We start from the raw sequence: 15,496 nt of genomic DNA on the forward strand, positions 1-15,496 counted from the left end.
TATGAGTAAGTTTAAGGAAACGGTGATCAGCCCCATTTTTGATAACAACCCGATCGCGCTTCAAATTTTGGGCATTTGCTCAGCATTAGCGGTGACCAGCTCACTACAGGTCACGGTGGTCATGTGTATTGCATTGACCCTAGTGACGGCATTTTCTAACTTCTTTATCTCGTTAATTCGAAACGCAATCCCCTCGAGCATCCGTATCATCGTCCAGATGATCATTATCGCTTCTTTGGTCATTGTGGTTGATCAGATCTTAAAAGCGGTAGCTTACGACATCAGTAAACAGCTATCGGTGTTTGTAGGTCTGATCATCACCAACTGTATTGTTATGGGGCGCGCAGAAGCTTACGCCATGAAGAATCCGCCCATCCCGAGCTTCTTCGACGGTATCGGCAACGGCTTGGGCTACAGCGTGGTACTTTTGGCCGTCGGTTTTGTCCGCGAACTTTTCGGGGCAGGCAAATTGTTCGGCATCGAAATTTTACCGCTCGTCACGGAGGGTGGATGGTACAACCCCAACGGTTTATTACTGTTGCCACCGAGTGCATTCTTTTTGATCGGTATTTTCATTTGGGTTTTACGCAGCGTCAAACCCGCTCAAGTGGAAGAGCCTGAGTACTCTATTGCCAAGCACACGGTCGCTAAGGAGGGCGTGTAATGGAATATTATTTGAGCCTGTTTATTCGCTCGATCTTTATCGACAACATGGCGCTGGCCTTCTTTTTGGGCATGTGTACCTTTTTGGCGATCTCGAAAAAAATTCAAGCGGCCCTGGGTTTGGGCATCGCGGTGATTGTGGTTCTCACCATTACCGTGCCCGTGAACAACTTAATTTACAACTATTTGCTGGCCGATGGTGCCCTCGCGTGGGCGGGCTACCCCGATATCGATTTAAGTTTCTTGGGCTTGTTGAGCTACATCGGTGTCATCGCAGCGATTGTCCAAATCATGGAAATGTTTTTGGACAAGTTTGTTCCAGCTTTGTACAACGCTTTGGGTGTGTTCTTGCCGCTGATCACGGTGAATTGCGCTATCCTTGGAGCAAGCTTGTTCATGGTGGAACGCGACTATGGCTTCGCCGAATCCGTGGTATTTGGCGCTGGCTCTGGTGTGGGTTGGGCCCTAGCGATTGTTGCTTTGGCCGGTATACGCGAGAAGCTCAAGTACAGTGACGTGCCTGAAGGTTTGCGTGGCCTTGGCATTACGTTCATCACCGTTGGACTCATGTCGTTGGGCTTCATGTCTTTCGGCGGAATCGACTTGTAAGGGGTTAGCAATCGATGGATACCATTTTATTCGGCGTAGGAATGTTCACGGCAATCGTGCTTGCCCTCGTGTTGATCATTCTGTTTGCGCGCAGCCGCATGGTGAATAGCGGTGCAGTTAATATTGTAGTCAACGGCGAGAAGACCATTTCTGTACCTGCCGGCGGCAAGCTACTCCAAACCCTGGCTGACTCGAACTTGTTTTTGGCATCGGCCTGTGGCGGTGGCGGTACTTGCGCCCAGTGTAAGTGCATTGTTAAGTCCGGCGGTGGCGCTATGTTGCCAACCGAAGAGGGCCACTTTAATCGTCGTGAGGCAGCCGAGGGCTGGCGCTTGAGCTGCCAGACTGCCGTCAAGCAGGACATGGAAATTGAAGTGCCGGAGGAAGTGTTCGGGGTGAAACAGTGGGAGACCACCGTAGAATCGAACGACAACGTTGCGACCTTTATCAAAGAGCTCATACTCACGTTGCCCGAGGGCGAAAACGTGGACTTCCGTGCAGGGGGTTACGTTCAGCTAGAGCGACCTGCAGGTCATGTACAATATTCTGACTTTGATATCGGCGAAGAGTATCGCGGTGACTGGGAGCGCTTTGGCTTCTTCAATCTCGACTCGAAAACGGACGAACCCATTATTCGCGCTTACTCGATGGCCAACTATCCGGAAGAGAAGGGTGTGGTTAAGTTCAATATTCGTATCGCGACGCCACCGCCCGGCAGTCAAGGCATACCTGCTGGCGAAATGTCATCGTGGGTCTTCAACCTTAAGCCGGGCGATAAAGTTAAAGTCTCTGGGCCTTTTGGCGAGTTTTTTGCCAAAGATACGGATGCGGAGATGGTCTTCATCGGTGGCGGTGCCGGTATGGCGCCGATGCGCTCTCACATCTTCGATCAGCTGAAGCGTTTGGGTTCGAAGCGCAAAATTTCATTCTGGTATGGCGCGCGTTCGCTTCGCGAAATGTTCTATGTCGAAGATTACGACACGCTGGCGGCTGAGAACGAGAATTTTGACTGGCACGTCGCACTGTCTGATCCGCAGCCCGAAGATAACTGGACGGGCTTAACCGGATTTATTCACAACGTGCTGTACGAGCAGTACCTGAAAGATCACCCAGCGCCAGAGGATTGCGAGTACTACATGTGCGGGCCACCAATGATGAATGCGGCGGTCATCAAAATGTTGACGGATCTCGGTGTGGAACCTGAGAACATTATGCTCGATGATTTCGGTGGCTAATATTCAGCGATTTACCCTAGCGCTCAGCCTGTTGGTCTGGGCGCTTTTTCTTTCAGGCTGTGACCCTAAGCCTGCGTTCGAGAAGATGGGCGGACGTACGATGGGCACCAGCTGGTCTTTGACTTATCTCCCACCCAATAGCGATCACAACGCGTCGGCGCTGCGTGCTGCGCTAGAAGCCGAATTGCTCGATATCAATCAATCGATGTCGACGTATATCGCAGATTCTGAGATTAATCTTGTCTCCAGTGCACCGGCAAATGAGCCGATCAAAGTATCGAGCGGCTTCGCCTATGTGCTTGATCAGGCTTTGACTTTGTCGCGCTTGTCAGGCGGCGCGTATGACGTGACGGTCGAGCCTCTGATTTTGCTGTGGGGATTCGGGCCCGAGTTTAAAAAAGACGACCTCCCAAGTGAGGCTGAGGTAGAGGCCGCTCGAGCTCAGGTAGGCTACGAAGCCCTAGAATTTGATTTGGCCAGCCGCACGCTGGTGAAGACGAGCCCCCGTGCGCTCGATTTTTCCAGTATTGCTAAAGGATTCGGCGTGGACCGCCTTGCGAACTTGCTGCGAAGTCGTGGGATCGACAATTTTATGGTCGAAATTGGCGGCGAACTCAAAGTTCAAGGCCTCAATCCGCAGGGGCAACCGTGGCGCATTGCTGTGCGTTCACCCCAATCGGACGCCCCCGAGGTTGCAACCACCATTGCTCTGACAGATATGGGTGTGGCAACGTCAGGAGATTACTTCAATTTCTTCAGGGTAGGGGGGCAGAACTACTCGCATCTGATCGATCCAACAACCGGGTGGCCCATACGGCATGAGGTGGTATCGGTTACGGTAGTCGATCCAAGTGTCACACGCGCAGATGGCTTGGCAACGAGCCTGTTGGTATTGGGCAAAGATGAGGCTTTAGCGCTTGCTGAGGAAAATCAGTGGGCCGTGTTACTATTGGCGAGGACCGAGGCTGGGATAGAATCTTTTCCTAGCTCTGCGTTTGCTCGTATGTACCAATCACAGTAAAAAGGAGACACCATGGAAACCTTCGTTTTAGCGTTCATTCTAATGGGTGTTGTTGTTGCCATTATGGCCGTTGGTGTTATGTTTGGGCGCCAGCCCATTAAAGGTAGCTGTGGTGGCATGGGCGCAGTCGGGATAGACGCTGCCTGTGAACTCTGTGGTGGTGACCCCAACAAATGCGAGACTGAATCGGAAAAAACCGCCAACTCTGCTCGCCCTGGCTTGTTTTACTCCGCAGATAAAAATTCATAGTTCGTTTCCGATGGCCCTGCTTTGGCACTTGGCGCTGCGTTACTCTTTTGGGGTGCGCCGGCAGGGTTTTGCGCGTTTGGTGTCTGTTATTTCCGTTGCAGGCATGACTCTGGGTGTTATTGCGCTTATTGTGGTCATGTCTGTTATGAATGGTTTTTCACGCGAAATTACCGAGCGCATCTTATCGGTCGTACCGCACCTGTTTGTTGAGCAAACCATCGACGACACCTCAGGCACGGAGCAAGCCCTTCGGCAGCAGGAAGGCGTCGTTGCGGTATCGCCTTACCTTCGGACACAAGCCTTGCTGGGTTCGGGTAGTCTAATCAGCGGCGCTCGTATCATGGGTGTTGACACCAGGACTCTGGCAACTGTGTCCCCTTGGCTGGAGACCGTAGCGCGTCAGCTCGAGCAGGCGGCGGATATCCGTTTTGGCCTTGTATTAAGCAGCAGCTTGGCGGCGAGTTTGGGTGTGATGCCGGGCGATGATGTAAAGATGACCTTACCCGATGTGGTGGTTAGCCCGTTTGGTGTGTTCCCGAAAACGAAAACCTTGCGAGTTGTAGGCGTTTTTGACCTCAGTATTAATCAATCGAGCGCCGATGCCTTCATGGATTTAACGACGGCGGAGCGGCTACTGCGACGCGATCGTGACGGTTGGCAAGTACGCGGGCAGGATCTTTGGCAAGCGCCAACGCTTGCGAGTAACATCAACATTGAGCTCAGTCCCCTGGGGCTTCATGCAACGGATTGGACCGAGACGCAGGGCTCGCTGTTTGCCTCTATTAAAATGGAAAAACGTATGGTCGCGGTGTTACTGTTTTTGGTGGTTGTGGTGGCGGCGTTTAATTTAATCGCGACCTTGGCCATGTCGGTGCAGTCCCGCCGCAAAGATATTGCGGTGTTGGGTATGATGGGGCTCTCGCACACCCAATTGTCATTGGTGTTTCTACTTCACGGTTTGCTGATGGCCTGTGTCGCCATTGCGATTGGGACCTTGGTGGGTGTTGTGTTGGCGATGAATCTGCCTGATATTGTGCGCTTGGTTGAACTGGCGTTTGGTTTTAAAGTGTTTGATCCGACGGTGTATTTTATTAGCGATTTGCCTTCGCACTTACTGTGGTCTGATGTTTTTTGGGTAGTGACTATCGCGCTACTGTTAAGCATCTTAGCGTCAATCTATCCCGCTTTGCGAGCAGCGCGAATCTCGCCTGCAGAGGTATTGCGCTATGAATAATCTCGTTTTGGAATGTCTCAGCCTCGCAAAGCAATACGCCGATGGCGCGAACAGCGTTCAGGTATTGAATGATCTGAATTTCGAGCTTAGGGCCGGTGAGCTCGTGGCTATCCTTGGTGTATCAGGCTCGGGTAAGTCTACCTTACTGAACGTGCTCGGTGGCCTCGACGAACCTACCGCTGGAGACGTCCGGGTTAAAGGCGTCTCGTGGTCACGTTTAAGCGCAAGCCAGCGCTGCACGTATCGTAACGAGTCCCTAGGTTTTGTATACCAGTTCCATCATTTGCTCGCGGATTTTAATGCGTGGGAGAACGTGGCTATGCCTCTTCGCATTGCGGGAATGTCGCAGGTCGACGCCAAAAGCCAAGCCCTGCAGTGGTTAGACCGTTTGGGTCTGTCTGCGCGCGCGAGCCATCGTCCTTCGCAGCTATCGGGTGGCGAGCGCCAGCGAGTCGCGATTGCCCGAGCCTTGGTGCGTGAACCCGCTGTTGTGCTGATGGATGAGCCCACCGGCAACCTAGATCAGGGGTCGGCTGAAAGGGTGTTGTCCACGCTCGAGGGGCTCAGAGACTTGAATACGGCTTTTGTTATTGTGACTCACGATGAGTCGGTCGCAGCCAGAGCTGATCGGCGTTTGCGCCTAGAGCAAGGCCAATTAGTGGCGATCCAATGAACCTCAAATTTCGATTAGGGATCGCGCTTCGCTACGTTCTGACACGCGAGCAAGCGCCTCTGTCGCGTTTTTTAAGTTTGCTGTCAGTCACTGGTTTAGTGTTGGCCGTGGCTCTGATGGCGGTCGTTATGTCGGTTATGAATGGCTTTGACCGAGAGATGCGCACCCGCGTGTTGGCCGTTATTCCACACGTATCGGTCATGGGAGCGGGTGGATTGGAACCGAGCGACTTAGCAGAGCAGTTGCTAAGCAACGCCGACGTACAAAGCGTGACACCTTTCGTCGAATTGCAGGGGCTTGTGCAAAACGGCAAACAGGTAGAGGCCTTTGTGGGCGTGGGTGTTTCCGATCCGAGTTCTTGGCTGTTGCCCGGTATGATCTCTAACGACAAGCCCAAGCCCGGCGTATGGGTAGGAGAGCGCTTGGGGCAACGACTCAACGCAAGCGTTGGCGATCGGGTCAGTGTTGTGATACCGGATTCGGGCGACCAAAAGGCCAGGGCGTACACTGTGACGATTGCGGGATGGCTAAGCACCCAAACCGAGGCGGATGACGCCCTGATCTTATTGCCGCTGCAAGACGCCCAACGTTTTGTGGGGTACGACTCAGTTAAGGTCAGTGGTCTAAAAGTACAGCTGCAAGACGTTTTCTTGGCGCCCTGGTTCGCTCAGGGTTTGCAGTATACCTTGGCGCCAACCCAATACGTCCGGCACTGGGGTATGACGCACGGTAATCTGTACGCGGCTATTCAGTTGTCGCGGGACCTAATCGTTATCTTAGTAGCAGCCGTTGTGCTTATCGCCGCGTTCAACGTCGTGTCTTCGTTGGTCTTGTTGGTGACAGACAAGCGCGAGGAGGTAGCGATTTTGTCCACCATGGGCCTTCAACCTCGGGCTATTGCCTCGATTTTTTTATGGTTAGGGACGTTAATTGGCATAGTGGGTAGCGCACTAGGCGTAGCGCTAGGGTATGTTCTTAGCATCAGTATTACCTCGATTGTCGCCCGTATCGAACACGTTTTTGGGGTAAATTTTTTGAATACCGACGTGTATCCAATTGCGTTCTTGCCCACCGATCCTCAGGCGGGAGACTTTGTGTTGGTGGCATTTATTGCGATCGCTGCGTGTGCGTTAGCCGCAGTGTACCCCGCGCGCCGAGCGGCGCAGATTGCCCCTGCCGAGGTCTTGTCAGAAGCCTAGAGTATCAGGCGCGAGTCTGGCGTTTGATTTGGCGCTCGCGCCACTTGCGTCGAATTTGCGCCTTCCACATGATATCGACCACAAAATAACCCAAGGCGCCAAAACCTATGCTAAAAAGGAGGCATCCCAGTAAAAAAGGTTGCCAGATAGCGCCCAGGGTCGCCGAGAGCCAGGCAAAGCTTAACTCGAATTGAATAGCCTGCGTGTCTACGCCTAAGATAAAGGCGCCGAGTTCGTAGGCAAAAAAGAAGATTGCTGGCATGGTCAGCGGGTTGGTAATCCACACCAAAGAGACCGATAAGGGTAAGTTACAGCGCAGCCAAACAGCCAGTGCCGCGGCAACCAGCATTTGCCCCGGTATGGGCATGAAGGCCATGAACAAGCCGACAAAGAACCCCATGGATGCCGAATAGCGATTTAAGTGCCACAAATTGCCTTCGTAGATCCAATCACCAAAGACATGCAAAGCTTTAAGCTCTTTTAATTCCGACGCGCTGGGAATCAGTTTTTTCAGCGTATGCTTGGGCATGATGGTTTATGAACCTTAGTGCTCGTTATTCAGTCGACCCCATGTGCTGCAATGGTGTCTCTGTTTGCGAGCGCTATTATGACCAGATTTGGACCGAAAGACTACGCTCTAATTGCCGCCACGGGCCTTATTTGTGGGGTGCTTTCGGCGCTTTTGTGGCGCGGCTTTAGCGCCTTTTATGGCTCGCTCTGTGTATCGGCAATACTATTTTACTATTTTCGTATTAGGGTGCTGCGAATCCTTATTGTCGGTTGGTGCGTGGGTCAGGCTTGGGTTTGGTTTTATAGCCAGTGGATGGTCGAGCTGAATGTCTCGCCCCAATGCTTAAACACACCGTTGACCGTGCAAGCCAAAGTGCGTGATTTTGTAGACGAGTACCCAGGCTTTAATGAGACGGTCGTGCAGCGGGCTGAGCTTGATATAACCCGTGTGTCGCTGCCGGCTTGTGCTGCGCTAGAGCGCATTAGGGTGTATTACACAGGTCCCAGGACATTGCGTTTGGGCGATCGCATTGACGGTCAAGTGATCTTGAGATCAGAGCGAGGGTTTGCGAACTTTTCCAGTGACAATCGCAAGGCACAGGCTGTTGCCCTGCAGCGACTGGCAGGCGGGCGCTTAGAATTTGTGCACAGTCAACGCAAGGCCTATCGAGGATTCGACCATTGGCGCTATCGTCTATCGCAAACCATTGCCAATCAGGCGGGGCTGAGTGACACCGCAAAAGGCGTTATTGGCGCCCTAGTCGTGGCGGACAAGCGCTCCATTCCGCCTTTGTTTCAGCAGCTTAGCTTGCGCTTAGGTGTTGGCCACCTGTTGGTCATATCGGGTTTACACATTGCGTTGGTGGCAGGCTTTGCAAGTATTGTGGCTCGAGCCTTGCTGCGGCCATTGTGTTGGATTGTTGCATATCGTGTTAGACAATACCTCGGCGATGGCTTGGTGTTTGCGGCGGCACTGGGTTACGCCTTAATGGCGGGTTGGAGTTTACCCACCCAGCGCGCCGTTCTGGCCTTGTGCTTTTGGCTGTTGGCCAAAAATCTGGGGCGCGACGGTCAGCCGTTGCGCTTGTTTTGGTGGGCCCTTACGTTGTGCTTGCTGATAAACCCTCTTACCGGCTTATTACCCGCATTTTGGCTAAGTTTTGGTGCAGTGTTTATGGTGCTCATAAGCTCGGCCATCGTGGGTAGATTCGAGGGGCCTCGGGCTTATGTTTTGACTCATGTAGCGATATGCGTCGCAATGTGGCCTGCCAGTTTGGTGTTTTTTGGTCAGGCTTCCCTTGTATCGATACCCGCCAATATGCTGGCCGTACCCGTGGCCGGCCTATGGCTCGTACCGCTCAGTCTATTGGGGGCGCTGGCTGGCTCATTGGGCGCTATGACTGTGAGCGCTTTGCTGTGGTCGTGGGCGGCGTGGCCGCTGGGTTTAGCGGAAAGCTTGCTAGACTCTGCCTGGCTTGAGATGGGTGTTTGGCAGAGCACATTATCCATTGCTTTTGCACTGCTTTTGAGCGCTTTGTGGTTGCTGCTATTGACACCCTTGCGTCTTGCTTGGCGCTTCATTGTATTGGTTGTGATGGGCTTGATGTTGAGCTACCGACCTATGTCGGATTCGACGGATCGGGCGCGATTTTGGGTGTTTGATGTGGGACAGGGCTCGGCCATGCTGTTGCAGGTAGCAGAGCGGTCGGTGTTGTTTGATCTGGCAGGAGGCTTGCCCGGCAGTGTGTACCATTTTGACTACACCGCCGCGCCCATTTTGCGGGGTTTGGATATTTCCGCGGTGGACACCCTAGTGCTGAGCCATGAAGACTTTGACCATGTGGGTGGATTTTATTCGCCGAACTTTAATTTTGGTTGGCGCCGACTGGTGAGTCCAAGCGGTGAGGGCGAGCGGGCTCAACTGTGTCGACCGGGTCGGGTGGAGCAGTGGGCGCAGGGCGTCAGCTTGCACTGGCTTTCGGGCGGTGCAGACACTTCTTTGAGTAGCGATAACGACACGTCTTGCGTTTTAAAGGTAAACGCTTACGGCTATTCAGTGCTGTTCATGGCGGATGTGGGTAAGGTGAAAGAGCGAGACCTGGTCAGTTATTGGCGTAACGAACTTGAGGCAGACATACTTATCGTGGGGCATCACGGCTCTGATACCTCCAGCTCGGCAACACTACTCAAGTGGGTAAAGCCCCGTTATGCGGTGATATCTGCAGGGTTTAATAATGCCTTTGGCCACCCCAATCCTGCCGTAATGAAACGTCTTGACAGCTCTAGAGCGACCATTTTGAACACGGCTCAGACAGGCGCCTTGCGGTTTGAATGGGGGCGCAACGAGGAGCTACGCTGGCTTGCAACGCGCACCCATTGGGCTCGATTTTGGCAAGATAATTATTCCCCCTAAGCGCGTTGTTCATGTCGCTCGGGTGAGTATAATGAGCCAAACGCAAAGGGGATGGATATGCTAGAAATCGTGACAGCGGGTGGTTGGTTAATGATCCCCATTCTGCTCTCTTCGGTCATTGCTTTGGCAATTTGTATTGAGCGTTTAATCGCTCTAAAACCTTCTAAAGTTGCACCGGCTGGCTTAGTTCAGACACTGTTTCAGCAAATTAAGTCGGGTCAAATGAACGCCGAGAAATTGCGTGCACTTAAGAGCTCGAGTCATTTAGGGCATATTTTGGCGGCAGGCTTAATGAACGCCAAAGCCGGTCGGGATATCATGAAGGAAAGCATTCAAGATGCGGGCTCTCAGGTGGTGCATGAGCTCGAACGTTTCTTGAACACCCTAGGCACTATCGCTGCCATTGCACCGCTGATGGGCCTATTAGGCACAGTCATCGGCATGATTTCGGTATTTACTGAGATCGTGACGCAAGGCACCGGTAATGCCGGTGCCCTCGCGGGTGGTATCTCTCAAGCGCTGATTACGACCGCTGCGGGTCTGACCGTGGCCATCCCAGCATTGGTCATGCACCGGTATTTGCAGGGCCGCGTAGATGCCATTGTGGTGCGCATGGAGCAAGATGCCAACCGTTTAGTTGACGCTTTGCACGGTAATGCCGCCTCACTCTCTGAGGTAGAGGCCAGCAAATGAAATTCGAGCGACGCGCCAAGCCGGCGGTAGAGGTCAATCTCACGCCCTTGATTGACGTGGTGTTTTTGTTATTGATCTTTTTCATGGTGTCGACCTCGTTTACCAAGCAAAGCGAACTTACGCTGGCCTTGCCCACGGCCTCTGGTGAGTCTCGAGAAATTATTCCCGATCTTATTGAATTGGTTGTTACACGTGAAGGTTCCTACCGAGTGAACGGTTTGCCGCTGTCAGGTACTCGGGTTAGCACCATAAAAGACGCCTTGTACCAATTGTCAAAAGGGGACACGACCTTACCTTTGGCGATTGTGGCGGACGCGAATGCGTCACATCAGTCGGTGGTTAGCGCTATGGATGCCGCAGGCCAATTAGGGTTTTCTCGATTAAGCATAGCAACGCTTAACCCTCAGTCTGAGGAAAACTAGCGTGACTTATGGGCGATTGTTGTTCGAGCGCTTCTTTAACTACTTTTGGTACCGCGAAACGCCAGGGTTGCTGTGGCTATTGTGGCCCCTGGAACTTGTCTACACAGCGTTCGTGGCACGTAAACGGCTAGATCCTCGCGTAGAGCCTATGAAACCGCCGTGTGTGGTGGTCGGCAATGTGACGGTGGGTGGTACGGGTAAAACACCGGTGGTGATTGCCTTGGTCAGATATTTGCAGTCCAAAGGCCTGACGGTGGGTGTTATCAGTCGCGGATATGGACGCGCCACTTCAGGTTTGCTAGAGGTTACTCGTTCGAGTTTGGTGAGCGATACAGGCGATGAGCCTATGTTGATTCACAGAAGCTGCAATGTCCCCGTCGTAGTTGCCGAGCAGCGGGCTATGGCCTATGAGTGCTTGCAGGATAGGGTAGATGTTGTGCTGGCTGATGATGGCTTACAGCATACCGGTTTGCGCCGGAGTATTGAAATTGCCGTGGTGGACAAGCAACGCGGCTTTGGTAACGGGCACTGTTTACCCTTGGGGCCTTTGCGCGAGCCGGCGGCGCGTATTCGCACTGTTGACCACATCATATATCGCGGGTCTAAGAGCCAAGGCGGCGCGTATTTAGTGCCTCAGGATTTTTATCAGGATAGTGGCCAGACACTCAGCCTTGAGCACATGCTAGCCAAGCATCCCCTGATAGAGGTTGTGACGGCTATCGGCGCGCCACAGCGATTGCAAGCAGATCTTGAGGCCCTGGGATTTAGCGTTACGCTCAGGGCGTTTCCAGATCATTATCAGTTTAATGACCAAGATTTCGTCAATGCTCGCCATGCGGTGGTAGTGACCGAGAAAGACGCGGTAAAATTGCCGGCGTCGGTGCAAGGCGTTTGGGTGTACCGCACTCAGATGCGCATACCGGAAACGACCCTAACGAATTTTTGGACCCAACTCGAGGCACTCTTGTGAGCTATACCATTGTCATTCCAGCGCGATATGCGTCGACACGTTTACCGGCGAAACCTTTAGCGGATATCGCCGGAAAGCCTATGATTCAACACGTTTGGGAGCGTGCCTGCGAATCGAGCGCTGATCGTGTGATTGTAGCGACCGATCACTTAGACGTGTTTGAAGTTTGCCAGAGCTTTGGTGCTGACGTGTGTATGACCCGAGAAGACCACGAATCGGGTACAGATCGTTTAGCTGAAGTAGTCACTCAGGCGGCTTTGGCTGACGATGCCATTGTGGTCAACGTGCAGGGTGATGAGCCTTTGATCCCGGCGAGCGTGATAGAGCAGGTCGCGCATAACCTAGCCAGTAACCCCGAGGCCGGTATTGCGACTTTGTGTGAGCGGATCGAAGACAACGCGACATTGACCGATTCTAACGCGGTAAAAGTTGTTTTTGATTCAACGGGTTACGCGCTGTACTTCAGCCGATCTCTAATTCCTTTTCCGCGCGATAAAGATGCCGCGACCATCGATCTTGAATCCGATGCGTGGTATCGGCACTTGGGTATTTATGCCTACCGTGCAGGGACGTTAAAAGCGTTTACGCAATGGCCAATGGCCGACCTTGAGCGGCTCGAAAAATTGGAACAATTGCGCGCCTTGTACCAAGGTACTCGTATTCATGTAGAGCCAGCGTGTGCTTCAGTGCCGGGCGGAGTCGATACTCCAGCAGACTTGCAGGCGGTCAATCGCCTGCTCGGTGCTTGAGACCAATGCAATTTGAACGCGATGTCAGTCTAGAGGGTTTGAACACGCTAGGGGTGATGTCTCGTGCCGAGAATTTCTGTCGAGTCGAGTCTGATGCCGACTGGCTTGCGGCGATCGACTATGCCAATTCTCGAGGTCTTGGTATCACCCTGTTAGGCGGGGGCAGTAATGTCGTTTTGGGTGAGCAGCTCCGAGGCTTGGTGGTGCATCCAGTGGGCGATGAGATTGACCTGTTCGAACAGCGGGGTGACGACGTTCTTGTCGATGTGCTTGCCGGTACCGAGTGGGATACGCTGGTACGCATTTGTAATCAACGCGGCTGGTTCGGTCTAGAGAATCTGGTGTCGATACCGGGTAGCTGTGGCGCGGCACCGGTGCAAAATATCGGCGCTTACGGGGTGGAGATTGCCGAGTTTATTGAAAGCGTGCGGGTGTTAGACTTAAGTACGCGTGAATTTTCAGTAATCAAAAGCCAAGACTGCGGGTTTGCCTATCGTTGTTCGTATTTCAAGGGGCCCTGGCGCGCTCGCTACGCCATCGTTGGGATTCGGTTGCGCCTGTCGACGACCCCGGCGGTCAATACAAGCTACGCGGCGCTTGGGCAGGCGCTGGACAATGCCGGATTGTGTGAGCCCACGCCCGAAGATGTGCTGAACACGGTCGCGGCGATTCGTGCTGCCAAATTACCCGATGTGCGACGAGTGCCAAACTCAGGGAGTTTTTTTAAAAATCCCATCGTCAGTGGCGAGCACGCACAACACTTAAAGGCGCAGTACCCCTACCTGCCCGTGTATCCGCTGAGCGATGGAAGAGCTAAGCTAGCCGCGGCCTACCTAATTGAGGCTACGGGGCTTAAAGGCTACCAACACGCTGGTTGTGGCATTAGCGAAGATCACGCTCTGGTGCTGGTTAATCCAGGACAGGCTACAGGCGCGGGGTGCTTGGCGCTTGCCGAGCACGTGATGAGTACTGTGCAGTCCGCGTTTGGCGTGACCCTAGAAATTGAGCCTGTGGTCATGGGTGCATAACTGATGTTTGATTCCGAAGCCTTTCTTAAACAATTGACCCAACGTCCCGGCGTTTATCAAATGCTTGGCAGCGAAGGTGAGATTTTGTATGTAGGCAAGGCCAAGAACCTGAAAGCCCGCGTCAGCAGTTATTTTCGAGCCTCTGGACTCACTACCAAAACTATGGCGCTGGTAGCTAAGATTGTCGATATTCAGGTGACAGTGACCTCTACTGAAGTCGATGCACTGCTGCTTGAGCACAATCTGATAAAAGAACACAAGCCGCCTTATAATATTCTGCTCAAAGACGATAAATCGTATCCCTATATCTTTTTGAGCACGCAGGATACCTTTCCGAGACTGGCGTTTCATCGGGGTTCTAAGCGTAAAAAAGGGCAGTACTTTGGACCTTACCCGAGCTCGGGCGCGGTGCGCGAGTCGCTGCATTTTTTGCAAAAAACGTTTCGTGTACGCCAGTGTGAGGACGCGTATTTTCGCAATCGTTCGAGACCGTGCCTGCAGCATCAAATAGGGCGATGTACTGGTCCGTGTGTACCGGGATTTGTCACCGAGGAGGAGTACGCCGAGCAGGTCGAATCGACGCGTTTGTTTTTGCAGGGCAAGTCGCAAGAGCTCATGGCCAAGCTTGCCGACGACATGGAGGCCTGCGCCGAGCGCTTAGAGTTTGAGAAAGCGGCGGTGTTGCGCGACCAGCTAGGGCATATTCAACAGGTACAGTCCAGTCAAGGCATCGAGGGCGTGCGTGGTGACTTAGATATCATTGCCTGTGCCACTCGCCACGGTAAGGCGTGTGTGCATGTCTTGTTTGTGCGCGAGGGTCGTGTAATTGGCAGTCGCTCGTATTATCCGGCCTTAGCTATTGATGACACCGAGGCCTCGACCTTGTCGGCTTTTGTATTGCAATATTATCTGGCGAACGAGCGCCCCGTGCCTCAAGAAGTGATTGTTTCGCACGAGCTTGATGAGGTGCAGGCATTGAATGAGCTGCTCACTCAACGGGCTAAGGTGAAGGTGTCGGTAAAACATCGCGTTCGCGAGGCCCGCGCGCGCTGGTTGCAGCTGGCCGTGCAAACCGCCGACACCAATCTTATGGCGCACTTAGAGGCCAAAGAGACCACGCGAGCACGTCTTCTCGCTTTACAAAAAGCAGCACAGCTTGGGGCTTTTCCAGAACGTATCGAGTGTTTTGATATCAGTCACAGCAGCGGTGCCCAAACGGTGGCATCGTGTGTGGTGTTTGGTGTGGATGGCGCCAAGAAGTCTGACTATCGCAAATTTAACATCGAGGGCATTACCGGAGGGGATGATTACGCCGCCATGCAGCAGGCGCTGGAACGTCGCTTTAAGCGTCTCAAAAATGGTGAAGGTGTAAAGCCTGATGTGCTGCTAATTGATGGTGGTAAAGGGCAGGTGAGTCAGGCCATGGGTGTGTTAGAGGCTCTGCAAATTGAAGATATCGTCGTCATTGGCGTTGCTAAAGGTACCACCCGTAAGGCGGGATTCGAGACCCTGATTAATGGCGCCACGGGCAAAGAATGGCAGTTGCAGAGCGATGACCCGGCCCTGCATCTTATTCAGTACATCCGCGATGAATCGCACCGCTTTGCGATCACCGGTCACCGCGCTCGCCGAGCCAAGCAACACCAGTCTGCGTTGGAATCGATACCTGGTGTCGGTGCCAAGCGGCGACGCGATTTATTACGCCACTTTGGTAGCGCTCAGGGGGTAAAAGGTGCGAATATTGAGGAACTCATAAAGGTGCCCGGTATCAATCGCGCGCTGGCGGAACAAATCGTCGAGCATCTACAGGCCGGTCGGGAGTAGAAAC

At 53.1% G+C, this 15,496-nt stretch carries 16 protein-coding genes; 15 read left to right on the top strand and 1 reads right to left on the bottom strand.

Annotated features, from left to right (window positions below; all coding sequences use genetic code 11):
* The first annotated feature begins 1 nt into the window (after position 1).
* Genes EYZ66_RS06090 through EYZ66_RS06125 form a run of 8 tightly spaced genes read left to right on the top strand, consistent with a single transcriptional unit; the run spans position 2 to position 6,883 of the window.
* Positions 2-664: an NADH:ubiquinone reductase (Na(+)-transporting) subunit D gene (locus EYZ66_RS06090; RefSeq protein WP_009576955.1), complete on the top strand. Its 663-nt coding sequence runs from the start codon at positions 2-4 to the stop codon at positions 662-664.
* Complete coding sequence (nqrE, locus tag EYZ66_RS06095; protein ID WP_009576957.1) at positions 664-1,272, top strand: NADH:ubiquinone reductase (Na(+)-transporting) subunit E; 609 nt, start codon at positions 664-666, stop codon at positions 1,270-1,272. The genes EYZ66_RS06090 and nqrE overlap by 1 nt, the downstream gene beginning before the upstream one ends.
* 14 nt (positions 1,273-1,286) lie before the next feature.
* Positions 1,287-2,507, top strand: coding sequence for an NADH:ubiquinone reductase (Na(+)-transporting) subunit F (gene nqrF, locus EYZ66_RS06100; RefSeq protein WP_009576959.1), 1,221 nt, complete (start codon positions 1,287-1,289; stop codon positions 2,505-2,507).
* Positions 2,500-3,528 (top strand): FAD:protein FMN transferase, encoded by a 1,029-nt coding sequence (locus EYZ66_RS06105; protein ID WP_160195622.1) that lies wholly within the window; start codon positions 2,500-2,502, stop codon positions 3,526-3,528. The genes nqrF and EYZ66_RS06105 overlap by 8 nt, the downstream gene beginning before the upstream one ends.
* Positions 3,529-3,540: 12 nt before the next feature.
* The gene (nqrM, locus tag EYZ66_RS06110) at positions 3,541-3,777 is read left to right on the top strand and encodes a (Na+)-NQR maturation NqrM (protein WP_009576962.1); all 237 of its coding nucleotides are present in this window, start codon (positions 3,541-3,543) and stop codon (positions 3,775-3,777) included.
* A gap of 10 nt (positions 3,778-3,787) precedes the next feature.
* On the top strand, positions 3,788-5,011 hold the full coding sequence (locus tag EYZ66_RS06115) for a lipoprotein-releasing ABC transporter permease subunit (RefSeq protein WP_160195623.1): 1,224 nt from the start codon (positions 3,788-3,790) through the stop codon (positions 5,009-5,011).
* A complete protein-coding gene (locus tag EYZ66_RS06120) occupies positions 5,004-5,684 on the top strand; it encodes an ABC transporter ATP-binding protein (RefSeq protein WP_009575532.1) in 681 nt (226 codons plus the stop codon). The genes EYZ66_RS06115 and EYZ66_RS06120 overlap by 8 nt, the downstream gene beginning before the upstream one ends.
* On the top strand, positions 5,681-6,883 hold the full coding sequence (locus EYZ66_RS06125; protein ID WP_009575534.1) for an FtsX-like permease family protein: 1,203 nt from the start codon (positions 5,681-5,683) through the stop codon (positions 6,881-6,883). Before EYZ66_RS06120 ends, EYZ66_RS06125 begins: the two co-directional genes overlap by 4 nt.
* Positions 6,884-6,887: 4 nt before the next feature.
* On the opposite strand, the gene EYZ66_RS06130 is transcribed toward EYZ66_RS06125, so the two are convergent.
* Positions 6,888-7,412: a DUF2062 domain-containing protein gene (locus EYZ66_RS06130; protein ID WP_009575536.1), complete on the bottom strand. Its 525-nt coding sequence runs from the start codon at positions 7,410-7,412 to the stop codon at positions 6,888-6,890.
* Positions 7,413-7,490: 78 nt separating this feature from the next.
* Between EYZ66_RS06130 and EYZ66_RS06135 the strand changes: the two genes are divergently transcribed.
* Genes EYZ66_RS06135 through uvrC form a run of 7 tightly spaced genes read left to right on the top strand, consistent with a single transcriptional unit; the run spans position 7,491 to position 15,492 of the window.
* Entirely contained in the window at positions 7,491-9,806 is a 2,316-nt protein-coding gene (locus tag EYZ66_RS06135; protein ID WP_158027000.1) for a DNA internalization-related competence protein ComEC/Rec2, read from the top strand.
* A gap of 57 nt (positions 9,807-9,863) precedes the next feature.
* Positions 9,864-10,499 carry a MotA/TolQ/ExbB proton channel family protein gene (locus EYZ66_RS06140; RefSeq protein ID WP_040816482.1) on the top strand — a complete coding sequence of 212 codons (636 nt, stop codon included), beginning with the start codon at positions 9,864-9,866 and terminating at the stop codon, positions 10,497-10,499.
* Positions 10,496-10,921, top strand: coding sequence for an ExbD/TolR family protein (locus tag EYZ66_RS06145; protein ID WP_009575541.1), 426 nt, complete (start codon positions 10,496-10,498; stop codon positions 10,919-10,921). The genes EYZ66_RS06140 and EYZ66_RS06145 overlap by 4 nt, the downstream gene beginning before the upstream one ends.
* A gap of 1 nt (position 10,922) precedes the next feature.
* Complete coding sequence (lpxK, locus tag EYZ66_RS06150) at positions 10,923-11,891, top strand: tetraacyldisaccharide 4'-kinase (RefSeq protein ID WP_009575542.1); 969 nt, start codon at positions 10,923-10,925, stop codon at positions 11,889-11,891.
* Entirely contained in the window at positions 11,888-12,640 is a 753-nt protein-coding gene (kdsB, locus tag EYZ66_RS06155) for a 3-deoxy-manno-octulosonate cytidylyltransferase (RefSeq protein WP_009575543.1), read from the top strand. The genes lpxK and kdsB overlap by 4 nt, the downstream gene beginning before the upstream one ends.
* A 5-nt stretch (positions 12,641-12,645) precedes the next feature.
* Positions 12,646-13,668 (top strand): UDP-N-acetylmuramate dehydrogenase, encoded by a 1,023-nt coding sequence (gene murB / locus EYZ66_RS06160; protein ID WP_009575544.1) that lies wholly within the window; start codon positions 12,646-12,648, stop codon positions 13,666-13,668.
* Between the two features lie 3 nt (positions 13,669-13,671).
* Entirely contained in the window at positions 13,672-15,492 is a 1,821-nt protein-coding gene (gene uvrC / locus EYZ66_RS06165) for an excinuclease ABC subunit UvrC (RefSeq protein ID WP_009575545.1), read from the top strand.
* The last annotated feature ends 4 nt before the right edge of the window (positions 15,493-15,496 follow it).

Origin of the sequence: Aequoribacter fuscus (assembly GCF_009910365.1) — a bacterium.
Lineage (GTDB): Bacteria > Pseudomonadota > Gammaproteobacteria > Pseudomonadales > Halieaceae > Aequoribacter > Aequoribacter fuscus.